At 69.9% G+C, this 16,407-nt stretch carries 17 protein-coding genes; 4 read left to right on the top strand and 13 right to left on the bottom strand.

The genetic code is table 11. The annotated features are described in order from the left end of the window. Positions 1-9: 9 nt before the first annotated feature. The 11 genes from nuoK to ACH4D3_RS15510 are packed head-to-tail and all read right to left on the bottom strand — an operon-like array spanning position 10 to position 10,955. Positions 10-309 carry an NADH-quinone oxidoreductase subunit NuoK gene (gene nuoK / locus ACH4D3_RS15560; RefSeq protein ID WP_003974374.1) on the bottom strand — a complete coding sequence of 100 codons (300 nt, stop codon included), beginning with the start codon at positions 307-309 and terminating at the stop codon, positions 10-12. Then, on the bottom strand, positions 306-1,163 hold the full coding sequence (locus ACH4D3_RS15555; protein ID WP_398321974.1) for an NADH-quinone oxidoreductase subunit J: 858 nt from the start codon (positions 1,161-1,163) through the stop codon (positions 306-308). Before ACH4D3_RS15555 ends, nuoK begins: the two co-directional genes overlap by 4 nt. After that, complete coding sequence (gene nuoI, locus ACH4D3_RS15550; RefSeq protein WP_164275674.1) at positions 1,160-1,837, bottom strand: NADH-quinone oxidoreductase subunit NuoI; 678 nt, start codon at positions 1,835-1,837, stop codon at positions 1,160-1,162. The genes ACH4D3_RS15555 and nuoI overlap by 4 nt, the downstream gene beginning before the upstream one ends. Next, positions 1,830-3,245 carry an NADH-quinone oxidoreductase subunit NuoH gene (nuoH, locus tag ACH4D3_RS15545; protein ID WP_398321971.1) on the bottom strand — a complete coding sequence of 472 codons (1,416 nt, stop codon included), beginning with the start codon at positions 3,243-3,245 and terminating at the stop codon, positions 1,830-1,832. The genes nuoI and nuoH overlap by 8 nt, the downstream gene beginning before the upstream one ends. Next, positions 3,242-5,746, bottom strand: a complete 2,505-nt coding sequence (locus tag ACH4D3_RS15540) for an NADH-quinone oxidoreductase subunit G (protein ID WP_398321968.1) — start codon at positions 5,744-5,746, stop codon at positions 3,242-3,244. The genes nuoH and ACH4D3_RS15540 overlap by 4 nt, the downstream gene beginning before the upstream one ends. After that, a complete protein-coding gene (gene nuoF / locus ACH4D3_RS15535; protein WP_398321965.1) occupies positions 5,743-7,092 on the bottom strand; it encodes an NADH-quinone oxidoreductase subunit NuoF in 1,350 nt (449 codons plus the stop codon). Before nuoF ends, ACH4D3_RS15540 begins: the two co-directional genes overlap by 4 nt. Continuing rightward, positions 7,089-7,961 carry an NADH-quinone oxidoreductase subunit NuoE gene (nuoE, locus tag ACH4D3_RS15530; protein WP_398321962.1) on the bottom strand — a complete coding sequence of 291 codons (873 nt, stop codon included), beginning with the start codon at positions 7,959-7,961 and terminating at the stop codon, positions 7,089-7,091. The genes nuoF and nuoE overlap by 4 nt, the downstream gene beginning before the upstream one ends. Further along, complete coding sequence (locus ACH4D3_RS15525; RefSeq protein ID WP_398321959.1) at positions 7,958-9,280, bottom strand: NADH-quinone oxidoreductase subunit D; 1,323 nt, start codon at positions 9,278-9,280, stop codon at positions 7,958-7,960. Before ACH4D3_RS15525 ends, nuoE begins: the two co-directional genes overlap by 4 nt. Then, positions 9,277-10,032 carry an NADH-quinone oxidoreductase subunit C gene (locus ACH4D3_RS15520; protein ID WP_398321956.1) on the bottom strand — a complete coding sequence of 252 codons (756 nt, stop codon included), beginning with the start codon at positions 10,030-10,032 and terminating at the stop codon, positions 9,277-9,279. The genes ACH4D3_RS15525 and ACH4D3_RS15520 overlap by 4 nt, the downstream gene beginning before the upstream one ends. Continuing rightward, on the bottom strand, positions 10,029-10,583 hold the full coding sequence (locus tag ACH4D3_RS15515) for an NADH-quinone oxidoreductase subunit B family protein (RefSeq protein ID WP_006133126.1): 555 nt from the start codon (positions 10,581-10,583) through the stop codon (positions 10,029-10,031). The genes ACH4D3_RS15520 and ACH4D3_RS15515 overlap by 4 nt, the downstream gene beginning before the upstream one ends. Before the next feature lie 12 nt (positions 10,584-10,595). Further along, positions 10,596-10,955, bottom strand: a complete 360-nt coding sequence (locus ACH4D3_RS15510; RefSeq protein WP_003974383.1) for an NADH-quinone oxidoreductase subunit A — start codon at positions 10,953-10,955, stop codon at positions 10,596-10,598. A gap of 797 nt (positions 10,956-11,752) precedes the next feature. On the opposite strand from ACH4D3_RS15510, the gene ACH4D3_RS15505 reads away from it, so the two are divergent. Both ACH4D3_RS15505 and def read left to right on the top strand, forming a co-directional pair. Then, positions 11,753-12,586, top strand: a complete 834-nt coding sequence (locus ACH4D3_RS15505; RefSeq protein WP_398321953.1) for a C40 family peptidase — start codon at positions 11,753-11,755, stop codon at positions 12,584-12,586. Positions 12,587-12,716: 130 nt separating this feature from the next. Next, positions 12,717-13,343: a peptide deformylase gene (gene def / locus ACH4D3_RS15500; RefSeq protein ID WP_398321950.1), complete on the top strand. Its 627-nt coding sequence runs from the start codon at positions 12,717-12,719 to the stop codon at positions 13,341-13,343. Between the two features lie 13 nt (positions 13,344-13,356). Here def and ACH4D3_RS15495 read toward each other — a convergent pair whose 3' ends face one another. Continuing rightward, entirely contained in the window at positions 13,357-14,649 is a 1,293-nt protein-coding gene (locus tag ACH4D3_RS15495; protein WP_398321947.1) for a geranylgeranyl reductase family protein, read from the bottom strand. 97 nt (positions 14,650-14,746) lie between these two features. Here ACH4D3_RS15495 and ACH4D3_RS15490 point away from each other — a divergent pair, with 97 nt between their 5' ends. Together ACH4D3_RS15490 and ACH4D3_RS15485 are read left to right on the top strand one after the other, a co-directional pair. After that, positions 14,747-15,262 (top strand): GNAT family N-acetyltransferase, encoded by a 516-nt coding sequence (locus ACH4D3_RS15490; protein WP_398321944.1) that lies wholly within the window; start codon positions 14,747-14,749, stop codon positions 15,260-15,262. 94 nt (positions 15,263-15,356) lie between these two features. Beyond that, on the top strand, positions 15,357-15,710 hold the full coding sequence (locus tag ACH4D3_RS15485) for a PASTA domain-containing protein (RefSeq protein WP_398321941.1): 354 nt from the start codon (positions 15,357-15,359) through the stop codon (positions 15,708-15,710). Here the strand turns inward: ACH4D3_RS15485 and ACH4D3_RS15480 are convergent. Next, a complete protein-coding gene (locus ACH4D3_RS15480; protein WP_398321938.1) occupies positions 15,697-16,404 on the bottom strand; it encodes a demethylmenaquinone methyltransferase in 708 nt (235 codons plus the stop codon). The genes ACH4D3_RS15485 and ACH4D3_RS15480 overlap by 14 nt on opposite strands. Positions 16,405-16,407: the final 3 nt, after the last annotated feature.

The raw sequence follows: 16,407 nt of genomic DNA, 5'->3' as shown, positions 1-16,407 counted from the left end.
AGCAGCCCCTCACAGCTTCATCAGGCTGGCGTCGTCGACCGAGGCCGAGTGGCGGGAACGGAACAGGGACACGATGATCGCGAGCCCGACCACGACCTCCGCGGCGGCGACGACCATCGTGAAGAAGGCGATGATCTGGCCGTCGAGGTTGCCGTGCATGCGGGAGAAGGCGACGAACGCGAGGTTGCAGGCGTTGAGCATCAGCTCGATGCACATGAAGACCACGATCGCGTTGCGCCGGATCAGCACGCCGGTGGCACCGATCGTGAACAGCAGGGCTGCGAGATACAGGTAGTTGACAGGGTTCACTTCGACGCCTCCTCGGACTGCTTGGAGTTGTCGGGGCCGGCCGCCTTGCGTTCCAGCCGGTCCTCGGCCCGCTGCTCCAGCGCCTTCAGGTCGCCCAGCGCCTCCATCGACACGTCGCGGATCTGGCCCCGCTCGCGCAGCGTCTTGCTGACGGTCAGCTCGGAGGGGGTGCCGTCGGGCAGCAGCCCCGCGATGTCGACCGCGTTGTGCCGGGCGTACACGCCGGGGGCCGGCAGCGGCGGCAGGTACTTGCCGTCGCGGACGCGCTGCTCGGACAGCTCGCGCTGGGTCCTGGCGCGCTCGGTGCGCTCGCGGTGGGTGAGCACCATGGCGCCCACGGCGGCCGTGATGAGCAGGGCACCGGTGATCTCGAAGGCGAAGACGTACTTGGTGAAGATGAGGGACGCGATGCCCTCCACGTTGCCGTTCGCGTTGGCCTGCGCGAGGCCGGTGAACTCCGAGACGGAGGCGTTGCCGATACCGGCGATCAGCAGGATGCCGAAGCCGAGCCCGGACAGCAGGGCCAGCCAGCGCTGGCCCTTGATGGTCTCCTTCAGGGAGTCCGCCGCGGTGACACCGACGAGCATCACCACGAACAGGAACAGCATCATGATGGCGCCGGTGTAGACGACGATCTGCACGATGCCGAGGAAGTAGGCGCCGTTGGCGAGGTAGAACACCGCCAGGACGATCATCGTCCCGGCGAGGCACAGCGCGCTGTGCACGGCCTTCTTCATGAAGACGGTGCACAGGGCGCCGATCACCGCGACCGTGCCGAGGATCCAGAACTGGACGGCCTCTCCGGTGGAGGTGCCGGCCGAGAGGGTCGCCGCGGCGGCGAGCTGCGCGCTCATCGGCGGATCACCTCCTCCGACGCCGGCTCGGTCGCGCCGAAGGTGGAGTCGCCCTCCTGGACGACCTCCCCCTTGGAGTGGGCGACCTGCTGGACCGTGCCGGGCGCGGCCTCGGTGACCAGGCCCCGGTAGTAGTCCTGCTCGTCGGTGCCCGGGTAGATGGCGTGGGGCGAGTCGACCATGCCCTCTTCGAGGCCGGCGAGCAGCTGGTCCTTGGTGAAGATGAGGTTGGCGCGGCTGGAGTCGGCCAGCTCGAACTCGTTGGTCATCGTCAGCGCGCGCGTGGGGCACGCTTCGATGCACAGGCCGCACAGGATGCAGCGGGCGTAGTTGATCTGGTAGACGCGGCCGTACCGCTCGCCCGGCGAGTAGCGCTCCTCGTCGGTGTTGTCCGCGCCCTCCACGTAGATGGCGTCGGCGGGGCAGGCCCAGGCGCACAGCTCGCAGCCGACGCACTTCTCCAGGCCGTCCGGATGGCGGTTGAGCTGGTGCCGTCCGTGGAACCGCGGAGCGGTGGTCTTCTTCTGCTCCGGGTACTGCTCGGTCAGCCGCTTCTTGAACATGGCCTTGAAGGTCACGCCGAAGCCGGCCACGGGGTTCATGAAACCGGGGTCGGTCCCCTTGTGGTCCACGTGCTCCGTGTTGTCCCTGTGTTCTTCGCGTTCCTCAGCCATCGGACGCCTCCTTTCCATCCGTAGGTCCGCCCGCAGGTCCGTCACTGTGAGTATCGGGCCCACCACTGACAATGAGCTCCCGCTCCCGGCGGGGACGGCGCCTGGGCACCGGCGGCACCTGCTGTCCGGGCATCGGCGGGACGGGGAATCCGCCGGCCATCGGGTCGAAGGCGGTCTCCGTCCCGGCCGCGGCCCCGGCCCCGGGCCCGGCACCGGTCCCGGCAGACTGGTCGGCGGCCTTGCCGCCCTTGTCGCGGTACATGTCGACGAGGAAGGACAACAGCAGCAGGACCAGGACGCCGCCGCCGATGTAGAGGGCGATGTCGCTGAAGCCGTAGTTCTCGTTCCTGAGGGCCCGCACGGTCGCGACCAGCATCAGCCAGACCAGGGAGACCGGGATGAGGACCTTCCAGCCGAGTTTCATCAACTGGTCGTAGCGGACCCGGGGCAGGGTGCCGCGCAGCCAGATGAAGAAGAACAGCAGCAGCTGGACCTTGACCACGAACCAGAGCAGCGGCCACCAGCCGTGGTTGGCGCCCTCCCAGAAGGTGCTGATCGGCCAGGGGGCCCGCCAGCCGCCGAGGAACAGCGTGGTGGCGACCGCGGAGACCGTCACCATGTTCACGTACTCGGCGAGCATGAACATCGCGAACTTGATCGACGAGTACTCGGTGTTGAAGCCGCCCACCAGGTCGCCCTCGGACTCGGGCATGTCGAAGGGGGCGCGGTTGGTCTCGCCGACCATGGTGACGATGTAGAGGATGAAGGAGACCGGCAGCAGGACGATGTACCAGCGGTCGTCCTGCTGGGCGACGATCTCCGAGGTGGACATCGAGCCGGAGTAGAGGAAGACCGAGGCGAACGCGGCGCCCATCGCGATCTCGTAGGAGATCATCTGGGCGCAGGAGCGCAGTCCGCCGAGCAGCGGGTACGTCGATCCGGAGCTCCAGCCGGCGAGCACGATGCCGTAGATGCCGACCGAGGCGACCGCCAGGATGAACAGCATGGCGATCGGCAGGTCGGTCAGCTGCATGGCGGTGCGGTGGCCGAAGATCGAGATCTCGTTGCCGGCCGGTCCGAAGGGGATCACCGCGATCGCCATGAAGGCCGGGATGGCCGCGACGATCGGGGCGAGGATGTAGACCGCCTTGTCGGCGCGCTTGACGACGACGTCTTCCTTGAGCATCAGCTTGATGCCGTCGGCGAGCGACTGGAGCATGCCCCAGGGGCCGTGCCGGTTCGGACCGATGCGCAGCTGCATCCAGGCGACGACCTTGCGCTCCCACACGATGGAGAACAGCACCGTCACCATCAGGAAGGCGAAGCAGAACACCGCCTTGACGACCACCAGCCACCAGGGGTCGGTGCCGAACATCGACAGGTCTTCAGCGGCGAGGTACGGGCTCATGCCTCCACCTCCTTGGGGGCGGCGCCCGCGGGCGCCGCCGGACCGATGCGGACGAGGGTTCCGGGCAGTACCCCGGCGTCGGAGGCGACGCCGGTGCCGGCCGAGTTCAACGGGAGCCAGACCACCCGGTCGGGCATCTCGGTGACCTGGAGCGGGAATTCGACGGCTCCGGCGGGCCCGGTGACGGCGAGGACATCGCCGTCCTTGACGCCCGCCTCGGCGGCCGTGGCGGCCGACACGCGCGCGCGGGCGGCGTGCCGGGTACCGGCCAGCGCCTCGTCGCCCTGCTGCAGCAGTCCCTGGTCGAGCAGCAGCCGGTGCCCGGCCAGCACGGCCTCGCCGGCGGCCGGCCGCGGCAGCGCGCTCGCGGTCTGCAGCGGCTCACCGGCCCGCGGCCCGTCCCAGGCGCCGAGCCGGTCGATCTCCGCGCGCGTGGTGCGCAGATCGGGCAGGCCGAGGTGGACGTCCATGGCGTCGGCCAGCATCTGCAGGACGCGGGCGTCGGCGGGGGCCAGGCGGCGGGTCATCTGGTCGGGCTTGAGCGCGGCCTCGAAGAACCGGACCCTGCCCTCCCAGTTGAGGAAGGTGCCGGGCTTCTCGGCGACCGCGGCGACGGGCAGGACGACGTCGGCGCGTTCGGTGACCTCGCTGGGCCGCAGCTCCAGCGACACCACGAACCCGGCCTCGTCGAGTGCCGCACGCGCGCGCGTGGGGTCGGGCAGGTCGGTGACCTCCACGCCCGCCACGAGCAGCGCCTGGAGTTCGCCCCGGGCCGCGGCCTCGACGATCTCGCCGGTGTCGCGGCCGTAGCGGTGCGGAAGGTCGGCCAGGCCCCACAGGGCGGCGACCTCCTCACGCGCGCGCGGGTCGGTCGCCGGGCGTCCGCCGGGCAGCAGCGACGGCAGCGCGCCCGCCTCGATGGCGCCGCGCTCCCCGGCCCGGCGTGGGATCCACACCAGCCGGGCGCCGGTCGCCGCCGAGGTCCGTACGGCGGAGGTGAGGCCGCCGGCCACGGCCGCCAGCCGCTCGCCGACGACGATCACGGCGCCCTCGGCGCGCAGGGCCTCGGCGGCCTGGGTGCCGCCCTCCTCCAGGCCGACGCCGCTGGCGAGGGCGTCCAGCCACTCGGTCTCGGTGCCGGGAGCTGCGGGGAGCAGGGTGCCGCCCGCCTTCTCCAGGCCCCGCGTGGCGTGCGTGGCCAGCGAGAAGACCTTCTGCCCGTGCCCCCGCCACGCCTTGCGCAGCCGGAGGAAGACGCCGGGCGCCTCCTCCTCGGCCTCGAAGCCGACCAGCAGGACCGCGGGCGCCTTCTCCAGCGACGTGTAGGTGACGCCGGTGCCGTCGAGGTCGCGGCCGTGTCCGGCGATCCGGGCGGCCAGGAAGTCGGCTTCCTCGGCGCTGTGCACGCGCGCGCGGAAGTCGATGTCGTTGGTGTCGAGCGCCACGCGCGCGAACTTGCTGTACGCGTAGGCGTCCTCGACGGTGAGCCGTCCGCCGGTCAGGACGCCGGTGCGGCCCCTGGAGGCGAGCAGTCCCTGTGCGGCGATCTGCAGCGCCTCCGGCCAGGAGGCCGGCTCCAGTTCGCCCTCGGCGTTGCGCACCAGGGGCGTGGTGAGCCGGTCCCGCTGCTGGGCGTAGCGGAAGCCGAAGCGCCCCTTGTCGCAGATCCACTCCTCGTTGACCTCGGGCTCGTTGGCCGCGAGGCGCCGCATGACCTTGCCGCGCCGGTGGTCGGTGCGGGTGGCGCAGCCGCCGGAGCAGTGCTCGCACACCGACGGCGAGGAGATCAGGTCGAAGGGGCGGGAGCGGAACCGGTAGGCCGCCGAGGTCAGGGCGCCGACGGGGCAGATCTGGATGGTGTTGCCGGAGAAGTACGACTCGAAGGGGTCGCCCTCACCGGTGCCGACCTGCTGGAGCGCGCCCCGCTCGATCAGCTCGATCATCGGGTCGCCCGCGATCTGGTTGGAGAAGCGGGTGCAGCGGGCGCACAGCACGCAGCGCTCGCGGTCGAGCAGGACCTGTGTGGAGATCGGCACGGGCTTCTCGTAGGTCCGCTTCCTGCCGTCGAAGCGGGAGTCGGCCTGGCCGTGCGACATGGCCTGGTTCTGCAGGGGGCACTCGCCGCCCTTGTCGCAGACCGGGCAGTCCAGCGGGTGGTTGATGAGCAGCAGCTCCATCACACCGTGCTGGGCCTTCTCGGCGACGGGCGAGGTGAGCTGGGTCTTCACCACCATGCCGTCGGTGCAGGTGATGGTGCAGGACGCCATGGGCTTGCGCTGGCCCTCGACCTCGACGATGCACTGGCGGCAGGCGCCGGCCGGGTCGAGGAGGGGGTGGTCGCAGAACCGGGGGATCTCGATGCCGAGCTGCTCGGCGGCCCGGATGACCAGGGTGCCCTTGGGCACGCTGATCTCGGCGCCGTCGATCGTCAGCGTGACGAGATCCTCCGGCGGGACCGCCGCAGCTCCCCCTCCCGAGGGAGTATTGGTGGTCACGGTCATGCCTTCACCTCCGTGCGGTCGGCCCAGGCCGTCGACTTGGCCGGGTCGAAGGGGCAGCCGCGGCCCGTGATGTGCTCCTCGTACTCCTCGCGGAAGTACTTGAGCGAGGAGAAGATCGGCGCCGCGGCACCGTCGCCGAGGGCGCAGAAGGACTTGCCGTTGATGTTGTCGGCGATGTCGTTCAGCTTGTCGAGGTCGGACATCTGTCCCTTGCCGGCCTCGATGTCGCGCAGCAACTGGACGAGCCAGTAGGTGCCTTCGCGGCAGGGTGTGCACTTGCCGCAGGACTCGTGGGCGTAGAACTCGGTCCAGCGGGTGACGGCGCGCACGACGCAGGTCGTCTCGTCGAAGCACTGGAGCGCCTTGGTGCCGAGCATGGAACCGGCGGCGCCCACTCCTTCGTAGTCGAGGGGGACGTCGAGGTGCTCGTCGGTGAACATCGGTGTCGAGGAGCCGCCGGGCGTCCAGAACTTGAGCCGGTGGCCGGGGCGCATGCCGCCGCTCATGTCGAGGAGCTGACGCAGCGTGATGCCGAGCGGGGCCTCGTACTGGCCGGGGCCCGCGACGTGGCCGCTGAGCGAGTAGAGCGTGAAGCCCGGGGACTTCTCGCTGCCCATCGACCTGAACCAGTCCTTGCCCTTGTTCAGGATCGCGGGAACTGAAGCGATCGATTCGACGTTATTCACCACAGTCGGGCACGCATAGAGGCCCGCGACGGCAGGAAAGGGGGGACGGAGCCGCGGTTGCCCCCGGCGGCCTTCGAGCGAGTCGAGCAGTGCGGTCTCCTCACCGCAGATGTACGCGCCCGCGCCCGCGTGCACGGTGAGGGTGAGGTCGAGTCCGCTGCCCAGGATGTTCTCGCCGAGGAAGCCGGCCGCGTAGGCCTCGCGCACGGCCTCGTGCAACCGCCGCAGCACTGGGACGGCTTCACCACGCAGATAGATGAAGGCATGCGAAGACCTGATGGCGTAACACGCGATGACGATGCCCTCGATGAGGCTGTGCGGGTTCGCGAAGAGGAGCGGGATGTCCTTGCAGGTTCCCGGCTCCGATTCGTCGGCGTTGACAACTAGATAGTGAGGCTTGCCGTCCCCCTGGGGAATGAACTGCCACTTCATCCCCGTCGGGAACCCGGCACCGCCGCGTCCACGCAGACCGGACTCCTTGACGTACGCGATCAGGTCGTCCGGCGCCATCGCCAGCGCCTTGCGGAGCCCCTCGTACCCCTCGTGCCTCCGGTAGACGTCGAGAGTCCACGACTCGTCCTCGTCCCAGAAGGCCGACAGCACGGGTGCGAGCAGCTTCTCCGGGCTGCTGCCCTTGATCTCGGCTGCCACGGTCATCACTCCCCCTCCTCGGCGGCAGGCCCTGCCGGGTGGGCCGGGTCGGATGCCGATGTGTCCTGCGGCGCGTCGTGCGAGCTGAGGTGTTCCGTCGGTGACGGGTCGTGCACGGCCCGGTCCTGCGGTGCGTCGTGCGGTCCGCCGTCCCGCGGGTGCACCACGCGCGCGGCGGGCGCTTCGCCCTTCGCCAGCTTCAGGCCGGCCAGGGAGGCGGGACCCGCGCTGCCGCCGGCCGCGACGGCGCCGTCCCGCTCGTCGGGGAAGCCCGCCAGGATCCGGGCGGTCTCCTTGAAGGTGCACAGCGGCGCACCGCGCGTGGGCGTCACCGGGCGTCCCGCGCGCAGGTCGTCGACGAGGGCCTTGACGCTCGCCGGGGTCTGGTTGTCGAAGAACTCCCAGTTGACCATCACGACCGGCGCGAAGTCGCAGGCCGCGTTGCACTCGATGTGCTCCAGGGTGACCTTGCCGTCCTCGGTGGTCTCGCCGTTGCCGACGCCGAGGTGGTCCTGGAGGGACTCGAAGATGGCGTCGCCGCCCATCACCGCGCACAGCGTGTTGGTGCAGATCCCGACCTGGTAGTCGCCGCTCGGCCGGCGCCGGTACATGGTGTAGAAGGTGGCGACCGCGGTGACCTCGGCGGTGGTGAGGTCCAGCATGTCCGCGCAGAACTGCATCCCGGTGCGCGTGACGTGTCCCTCCTGCGACTGCACGAGGTGCAGCAACGGCAGGAGGGCGGACCGGGAGTCCGGGTAGCGGGCGATGACCTCGCGCGCGTCGGTCTCCAGCCGGGCCCGGACGTCGTCCGGGTAGGCGGGCGCGGGCAGTTCCGGCATGCCCAGGCTGACGCCCCGCTCCGAAGAAGAGGTGGTCACCGGTCGACGCCTCCCATCACGGGGTCGATGGACGCCACCGCGACGATGACGTCGGCGACCTGGCCGCCCTCGCACATCGCCGCCATGGCCTGCAGGTTGGTGAAGGACGGGTCGCGGAAGTGGACCCGGAAGGGGCGGGTGCCGCCGTCGGAGACGACGTGCACCCCCAGCTCGCCCTTGGGGGATTCGACCGCCGTGTACGCCTGTCCCGGCGGCACCCGGAAGCCCTCGGTGACCAGCTTGAAGTGGTGGATCAGGGCCTCCATGGAGGTGCCCATGATCTTCTTGATGTGGTCGAGGGAGTTGCCGAGGCCGTCCGGTCCCAGGGCGAGCTGGGCGGGCCAGGCGATCTTCTTGTCGGCGACCATGACCGGGCCGGGCTGGAGCCGGTCCAGGCACTGCTCGACGATCCTGAGCGACTGGCGCATCTCCTCCAGCCGGATCAGGAAGCGGCCGTAGGAGTCGCAGGTGTCGGCGGTCGGGACGTCGAAGTCGTACGTCTCGTAGCCGCAGTACGGCTGGGTCTTGCGCAGGTCGTGCGGGAGACCGGTGGACCTGAGGACGGGGCCGGTGGCGCCGAGCGCCATGCAGCCGGTCAGGTCGAGGTAGCCGACGTCCTGCATACGGGCCTTGAAGATGGGGTTCCCGGTGGCGAGCTTGTCGTACTCCGGGAGGTTCTTGTTCATCTTCTTCACGAACTCGCGGATCTGGTCCACCGCGCCCGGCGGCAGGTCCTGGGCGAGTCCGCCCGGGCGGATGTACGCGTGGTTCATCCTGAGGCCGGTGATCAGCTCGTAGATGTCGAGAATCAGTTCACGATCGCGGAAGCCGTAGATCATGATCGTGGTGGCGCCCAGCTCCATGCCGCCGGTGGCGATGGCCACCAGGTGCGAGGAGAGCCGGTTCAGTTCCATCAGCAGGACCCGGATGATCGTGGCCCGGTCCGGGATCTGGTCCTCGATGCCGAGGAGCTTCTCGACGCCCAGGCAGTAGGCCGCCTCGTTGAAGAACGGGGTCAGGTAGTCCATGCGCGTCACGAACGTGGTGCCCTGCGTCCAGTTCCGGTACTCGAGGTTCTTCTCGATGCCGGTGTGCAGGTAGCCGATGCCGCAGCGGGCCTCGGTGACCGTCTCGCCGTCGATCTCCAGGATGAGGCGGAGCACGCCGTGCGTGGACGGGTGCTGCGGGCCCATGTTGACGACGATGCGCTCGTCGTCGGCGCGGGCCGCGGACTGGACGACCTCGTCCCAGTCACCGCCGGTGACCGTGTAGACGGTGCCTTCGGTCGTCTCCCTGGGGGAGGCGTGGGAAGTGCTCACGAGTACGACCTCCGCTGGTCCGGAGCCGGGATCTGGGCGCCCTTGTACTCGACGGGGATGCCGCCGAGGGGGTAGTCCTTGCGCTGCGGAAAGCCCTGCCAGTCGTCCGGCATCATGATCCGCGTCAGGGCCGGGTGATCGTCGAAGACGATGCCGAAGAAGTCGTACGTCTCGCGCTCGTGCCAGTCGTTCGTCGGATAGACGGAGACCAGCGACGGGATGTGCGGGTCGCCGTCTGGGGCGCTGACTTCGAGGCGGATCAGCCGGTTGTGGGTGATCGAGCGCAGGTGGTAGACGGCGTGCAGTTCGCGGCCCTTGTCGTGCGGGTAGTGGACGCCGCTGACGCCGGTGCACAGTTCGAAGCGCAGGGCCGGGTCGTCGCGCAGGGTGCGGGCGACGCGGACCAGGTGCTCCCGCTCGATGTGGAAGGTCACCTCGCCGCGGTCGACGACCGTCTTCTCGATGGCGTTGTCGGGGAGGAGTCCCTGCTCCTCCAGCGCGCCCTCGAGTTCGTCGGCGACCTCGTCGAACCACCCGCCGTAGGGCCGGCTCGCCGGTCCGGGGAGCCGGACGGAGCGGACCAGGCCGCCGTAGCCGGAGGTGTCGCCGCCGTTGTTGGCGCCGAACATGCCGCGCTGGACGCGGATCTCCTCACCGCCCTGGCCCCGCTGGCCGGGGAGGTTCTCCGCGGACAGTTCCTTCTCGGGGTTGACCTCGTTCGGGTCACCCGCGGTGTTGTTCGCGTCGCTCACCGCAGCAGCCCCTTCATCTCGATCGTGGGCAGGGCCTTGAGCGCCGCTTCCTCCGCCTCGCGGGCCGCTTCCTCGGCGTTGACCCCGAGCTTGGAGCTCTGGATCTTCTGGTGGAGCTTGAGGATGGCGTCCATCAGCATCTCGGGCCGCGGCGGGCAGCCGGGGAGGTAGATGTCGACGGGGACGACGTGGTCCACGCCCTGGACGATGGCGTAGTTGTTGAACATGCCGCCCGAGGAGGCGCAGACCCCCATGGAGATGACCCACTTCGGGTTCGGCATCTGGTCGTAGACCTGCCGCAGCACCGGCGCCATCTTCTGGCTGACCCGGCCGGCGACGATCATGAGGTCCGCCTGCCGCGGCGAGCCGCGGAAGACCTCCATGCCGAAGCGCGCCAGGTCGTAGCGGCCGGCGCCGGTGGTCATCATCTCGATGGCACAGCAGGCGAGGCCGAACGTGGCCGGGAAGACGGACGACTTGCGCACCCAGCCCGCGGCCTGCTCGACGGTGGTCAGCAGGAAGCCGCTCGGCAGTTTTTCTTCGAGTCCCATGTCAAAGGCCCCTCAGTCCCATTCCAGGCCGCCGCGCCGCCATACGTACGCGTACGCGACGAAGACGGTGAGCACGAAGAGCAGCATCTCCACGAGCCCGAAAATCCCCAGGGCGTCGAAGGTGACGGCCCAGGGGTAGAGGAAGACGATCTCGATATCGAAGATGATGAAGAGCATCGCCGTCAGGTAGTACTTGATGGGGAAGCGCCCGCCGCCGGCCGGCGTGGGGGTCGGCTCGATGCCGCACTCGTAGGCCTCGAGCTTCGCCCGGTTGTACCGCTTCGGACCGATCAGCGTGGCCATCACCACGGAGAAGATCGCAAAGCCTGCCCCGAGGGCTCCCAGTACGAGGATGGGCGCATACGCGTTCACCGCTCCTCGCTCCTCTCAGTCGGCACTGACTGCTGGCGGTTGCACTGGACTCACAGCCGCCCCAACAGCCCCACGAGCCCCGCCCGTCCCGACGAAGATCGCGAACATGTGAAGCAGGTCACAAGCCCAACTGCCTCGCATCCTATGCCCGACGCTCTGTGATCTGCGACACGGGGTATTGCACAAGCTTTGTGATCTCCACCACCTGACGAACGATCATGAAGTCGGATGAGCAGTGATCTTCACACAAGAAGCGTTCACCTGATCACCAGAGGTGACATTTTCGCTCGTCGTCGCTGGCCAGAGGGCCCGAGCAGGATGCGTCTCAATATCAAGATGGTTCCCTTGCATGCAAATTGGCGTTGGACGCCCGCCCTTGATAGAGGAGGTGTTCACACAGGAGAGGGAGGGCCGGGGGGCGATGTGGACACGTGCACGCATTCACGAGCGGTGATCCACATCGGCGGGCCACCGCCGGGCCGGCCCCGGGAGTCGAGTGGCGCACTCGCACGCGACGGACGCCTGTGCCGGGACAACCGTTCCGTGACCTGCGCCACATCCATGAGAGGCGTCTGAGAACCGGGCTTGGCCAACTGTCCCAACAAGTGGTAAGCGCGGGGCAATTCGGGCGTAACGATCAAAGACCGTGATCACAGGCCGGTTACGGCCCGTCCGCAATGTCCGTTACGGCGTCAATAAAGAGCGACACGCCCGGGATTCGACGGCCCGATTGAACAACTGTGGCGCAGCACACGTTTCTTGAAGGTATGGAGGAGCTACTGATACCGGTTGTCCCTATGTCCCACACCGCTCACATACGCAGCCACCGGAAGCCCCGCCGCAGCGCGTCGACGATCGCGATGCGGACCGGAGTTGCCGGTGGCGTCCTCAGCACCCTGGCAGTGGCCGGTGCGTCGGGGGCGGCCCACGCGGCCGAACCCGTGACGCAGACCCTCGAACTGCCCACCCTGACGGCCGACCTGGCCGCTCAGGTCGCCCAGTCCGCGGACGTCACGCAGCAGGCGGCCGCGAGCTACCAGCTGCAGGCCGAGCGCGACGCGGCGGCCGCCAAGGCCGCCAAGCAGGCCAAGACGGACCTCGCCGAGGCCAAGAAGAAGGCCGCGGAAGCCAAGAAGAAGGCCGAGGAGGCCGAGCGCAAGGAGGCCGCCGAGCGCGCCTCGCGCGCCGCCGAGCGCACCACCCTGAGCGCGTCCTCGGACACCGGCTCCTCCAGCGCCACCGGCACCGGCAGCAGCACCAGCACGTCCACGGCGACCGGTTCGGCCGCCGCCGTCGTCTCCTTCGTGCAGGCCCAGGTCGGCAAGGCGTACGTCTCCGGCGCCACCGGCCCGTCCGCCTACGACTGCTCCGGTCTCGTACAGGCCGCCTTCAAGCAGGTCGGCATCAGCCTGCCCCGCGTCTCCCAGTCGCAGTCCACGGCCGGTACCCAGGTCGGGCTGGACAACCTCCAGCCGGGCGACATCCTCTACTGGGGCGGCGCGGGCAGCGCGTACCACGTGGGTGTCTACGTCGGCGGCGGCATGTTCGTCGGCGCGCAGAACTCCTCCACGGGCGTCGTCGAGAAGCCGCTCTCCTACGACCCGCCGAGCGGCGCGGTGCGCGTGCTGTAAGCCGGCACCCACCCGTACACGCGCGACAGGGCCGCAGCCGCTCGGGGGCTGCGGCCCTGCGTCCTCTCCTGGCATGCTCGGCGCGGGCCGGTTCCCACCGGCCCGTCCACGAGCCGAAGGAGAGAACGTCATGCCGAGCGTCTTCGTCCAGGGGCGGCCCACCGCCTCCTATCCCCCGTTCGCGCCCGAGGCACGGCGCGGAGCGGTGCGGCGCGTCACCGAGGTCGGCGAGGAGGTGCTGCACCGGCCGTGCCGGGACGTCACCGAGTTCGGGCCCGACCTCGCCGCGCTGATCGACGACATGTTCCGCACGATGTACGTCGCGGAGGGGGCCGGGCTGGCGGCCAATCAGGTCGGGGTCGACCTGCGCCTGTTCGTCTACGACTGCCCGGACGACGACAGTGTCCGACATGTCGGACACATCGTCAATCCTGTCCTCGATCCCCTCGACCCGGCCGCGCGCCGGCTGCTCGACGAGGGCGAGGGGTGCCTGTCCGTGCCGGGCGCCGTCATGGCCGTACCGCGGCCCGACCGGGCCGTCGTGCGCGGCCTGGACAAGGACGGCGCGCCGCTCCTCGTCGAGGGCACCGGCTACTTCGCGCGCTGCCTCGCCCACGAGACCGACCACGTGAACGGGCACGTCTATCTGGACCGGCTCTCCGGCCGGGAGCGGAAGGCGGCGCTGCGGCAGTCGGCGGACCGGCGCGAGGAGGTCTTCGCGCGCCGGACCGCCAACGCCGCGGCCTTCGCCGCCTGACCGGCCCCTCGGTTCACGCCTTCGGCGCGACCTTGCTCAGTCCGTTGATGATGCGGTCCATCGCGTCGCCGCCCGTCGGGTCCGTCAGGTTGGCGAGCATCTTCAGGGTGAACTTCATCAGGATCGGGTGGGTGAGGCCGCGCTGGGTCGCGATCTGCATGACCTTCGGGTTGCCGATGAGCTTCACGAAGGCGCGGCCCAGGTTGTAGTAGCCGCCGTAGGTGTCCTTCAGGACGCGCGGGTAGCGCTGCAGGGCGATCTCGCGCTGGGCCGGGGTCGCCCGCGCGTGGGCCTGGACGACGACGTCGGCGGCGATCTGGCCGGACTCCATGGCGTAGGCGATGCCCTCGCCGTTGAAGGGGTTCACCAGGCCGCCGGCGTCGCCGACGAGGAGCAGGCCCTTGGTGTAGTGGGGCTGGCGGTTGAAGGCCATGGGCAGGGCGGCGCCGCGGATCGGGCCGGTCATGTTGTCCGGGGTGTAGCCCCAGTCCTCGGGCATGGACGCGCACCAGGCCTTGAGGATCTCGCGCCAGTCCAGCTCCTTGAAGGCGGCGGAGGTGTTCAGCACACCCAGGCCGACGTTGGAGGTGCCGTCGCCCATGCCGAAGACCCAGCCGTAGCCGGGCAGCAGACGGTCCTGCGGGCCGCGCCGGTCCCAGAGTTCCAGCCAGGACTCCAGGTAGTCGTCGTCGTGGCGGGGCGAGGTGAAGTAGGTGCGGACGGCGACGCCCATGGGGCGGTCCTCGCGGCGGTGCAGGCCCATCGCCAGGGACAGCCGGGTGGAGTTGCCGTCGGCGGCCACGACCAGCGGCGCGTGGAAGGTGACCTCGCGCTTGTCCTCGCCCAGCTTGGCGTGCACGCCCGTGATGCGGCCGGTGCGGTCGTCCACGATCGGCGCGCCCACGTTGCAGCGCTCGTGCAGCCGGGCGCCCGCCTTCTGGGCCTGCCGGGCGAGCTGCTCGTCGAAGTCGTCGCGCTTGCGGACGAGTCCGTAGTCGGGGAAGGAGGCGAGATCCGGCCAGTCCAGCTGGAGGCGCGAGCCGCCGCCGATGATGCGCAGGCCCTTGTTGCGCAGCCAGCCGGCCTCCTCGGAGATGTCGATGCCCATGGCGACGAGTTGCTTGACCGCGCGCGGGGTGAGGCCGTCGCCGCAGACCTTCTCCCTGGGAAAGGCGGTCTTCTCGAGGAGCAGGACGTCGAGTCCCGACCTGGCCAGGTGGTACGCGGTCGTGGAGCCGGCCGGCCCCGCGCCCACGACGATCACGTCGGCGGTGTTCTCGGAGAGCGGCTCGGTCTCGACGGTCACGGCGGGATCTCCCCAAGTTCGGAATCTGCGTGCCGACCGGCACTGGTCATGGGCAGTCTATTCAGCGTCACCGACCACCCGGCTGAAGGGCTGCCCAGTGAAGCGACCTCTCCCCGTTGTACGGTTGCGCGTTCCCACCGACGAGGACGCCGTCGCCTGGCACCGGATCTTCGACGACCCGGACGTCATGGAGTTCCACGGCGGGAGGGCGGCGGAGCTGTCCGTCTACGAGGAGCTGACCGCCCGCCAGCGCCGGCACGACGCCGAGCACGGCTTCTGCCTGTGGACCATGGTGGACGAGTCCGGGCAGGTCATAGGGTTCACCGGCGCCCAGCCGTGGCCGGGGGACTGGGGCCCCAAGGGCGAGATCGAGATCGGCTGGCGGCTCGGCCGGGCGCACTGGGGCAAGGGATACGTCACGGCGGCCGCGCGGCAGACGCTGGAGCGGGTCCGCGGTGCGGGTGTGGCGGAAGTGGTCGCGATGGTCGACGCGCGCAACACCCGCTCCATCGCGGTCACGGAGCGGCTGGGCATGCGACTCGCCGAGGTCTTCACCACCCCGGTCTCGCGACAGCAGGGGCACTGCTACCGGCTCCCCCTACAGAAAGGGTGACGGAGGGTAGCGGACTGTCACAGTAAGCCACTTGACGCTTCCCGGTGGTGCCCCGCGCGGCTACTGTGCCCGGTACCGCTGGGGGGTGACGTCCGTGCGCCTGGTACCCGACACATCCGACGTACGCGTACCGCGCCTGGTCGGCCTGATGGCCGTGGACGCGCGGGAGGCGATCCGGGAGCGGGGCCTGTCCCTGCACGCGCCGGACCGGCCGGACCTCCGGCTCGCCCTCGTCGACCACGTCGTACGCCAGTATCCGCAGCCCGGCGCACGGGTGCCGAGGGAGTCGGCGGTGTACGTGTGGTTCGACTTCGGGGAGGGCGAGGGCGGCGGGGGCAGCCGAGAGCCGCGGCTGCCGGTACCTCCGCACGGCGGGCTGCGGCGGGAGCTGGCCGAGCCCGGCGAGGACACGCAGCTGCCGCGCTGCGCGACCCTCAGCTGTCCTTGAAGCTGCTCTTGAACCCGCGGTGCAGCGTCACCACGCCGCCCGTCAGGTTGCGCCACGCGACCCTGGACCAGCCGGCCTTGCCCAGCCGTTCGGCGAGCGCCGGCTGGTCGGGCCAGGCCCTGATGGACTCGGCGAGGTAGACGTACGCGTCGGGGTTGGACGACACCGCGCGGGCCACCGGCGGCAGGGCGCGCATCAGGTACTCGGTGTAGACGGTGCGGAACGGCGCCCAGGTCGGGTGCGAGAACTCGCAGATGACGACCCGGCCGCCGGGGCGCGTCACCCGGTACATCTCGCGCAGCGCGGCGTCCGTGTCCTGGACGTTGCGCAGCCCGAAGGAGATGGTGACGGCGTCGAAGACGTCGTCCTTGAACGGCAGCCGCGTCGCGTCGCCCGCGGTGAACGGCAGCCAGGAGTGCCGTTCCTTGCCGACCTGGAGCATGCCCTGGGAGAAGTCGCAGGGGACGACGTAGGCGCCGGTGCGGGCGAAGGGGAGGGACGAGGTCGCCGTGCCGGCCGCCAGGTCCAGGACCTTCTGCGCCGGGCGGGCGTCGACGGCTCTGGCGACCGCCTTGCGCCACGCCCGGTCCTGGCCGAGCGAGAGCACGGCGTTCGTCAGGTCGTACCGTTCCGCGACGTGGTCGAACATCGAGGCGACTTCGTGCGGCTGCTTGTTCAGGGAAGCGCGGGTCACGGG

It is taken from the genome of Streptomyces sp. NPDC018026, assembly GCF_044327745.1.
GTDB classification, from domain to species: Bacteria; Actinomycetota; Actinomycetes; order Streptomycetales; family Streptomycetaceae; genus Streptomyces; species Streptomyces rubrogriseus.
This window is presented reverse-complemented; position numbering and strand designations above follow the sequence as displayed.

Bases quoted from the DNA above. Each gene is read 5' to 3' on its own strand.
- ACH4D3_RS15555 (WP_398321974.1), bottom strand. From the start codon at position 1,163: ATGAGCGCGCAGCTCGCCGCCGCGGCGACCCTCTCGGCCGGCACCTCC.
- nuoI (WP_164275674.1), bottom strand. From the start codon at position 1,837: ATGGCTGAGGAACGCGAAGAACACAGGGACAACACGGAGCACGTGGAC.
- nuoH (WP_398321971.1), bottom strand. From the start codon at position 3,245: ATGAGCCCGTACCTCGCCGCTGAAGACCTGTCGATGTTCGGCACCGAC.
- ACH4D3_RS15540 (WP_398321968.1), bottom strand. From the start codon at position 5,746: ATGACCGTGACCACCAATACTCCCTCGGGAGGGGGAGCTGCGGCGGTC.
- ACH4D3_RS15515 (WP_006133126.1), bottom strand. From the start codon at position 10,583: ATGGGACTCGAAGAAAAACTGCCGAGCGGCTTCCTGCTGACCACCGTC.
- ACH4D3_RS15505 (WP_398321953.1), top strand. From the start codon at position 11,753: ATGTCCCACACCGCTCACATACGCAGCCACCGGAAGCCCCGCCGCAGC.
- def (WP_398321950.1), top strand. From the start codon at position 12,717: ATGCCGAGCGTCTTCGTCCAGGGGCGGCCCACCGCCTCCTATCCCCCG.